Genomic DNA, 420 nt, shown 5'->3' on the forward strand with positions numbered 1-420 from the left:
TGCCAACAGTTACATCCATTGCTGTAGCAATAACGTCTCTAGCATTTTCAATACATTTTATTGCTGATGCATCTACAAACTTTGTTATAGGCTTTTTACTGAAAAAATTCGGCACAAAAATCGTTTTAACGACTGGATTTATTTTAGCATTTACAAGTTTATTTTTAGTTATTTGGTTTCCAGCATCACCTTTTATAATCATATTTAGTGCTATGATGCTCGGTATTGCAGTTAGTCCTATTTGGGTCATTATGTTATCCAGTGTTGAAGAAGATAAACGTGGCAAACAAATGGGCTATGTTTATTTTTCATGGTTGTTAGGCCTATTGATAGGTATGGTTTTTATGAATCTACTTATCAAAGTGCACCCAACACGCTTTGCCTTCATGATGTCTTTAGTCGTTTTAATTGCATGGATAT

The 420-nt window shown here is 33.6% G+C and carries 1 protein-coding gene; it reads left to right on the forward strand.

Annotation, left to right across the window (positions count from 1 at the left end):
• Positions 1 to 59: 59 nt before the first annotated feature.
• Positions 60 to 420: MFS transporter (locus P0R31_RS41330; protein ID WP_430516906.1), on the forward strand; the 361-nt coding region annotated here is incomplete at its 3' end.

The sequence above is a fragment of the Bradyrhizobium yuanmingense genome, assembly GCF_029167105.1.
GTDB lineage: Bacteria > Pseudomonadota > Alphaproteobacteria > Rhizobiales > Xanthobacteraceae > Bradyrhizobium > Bradyrhizobium yuanmingense_A.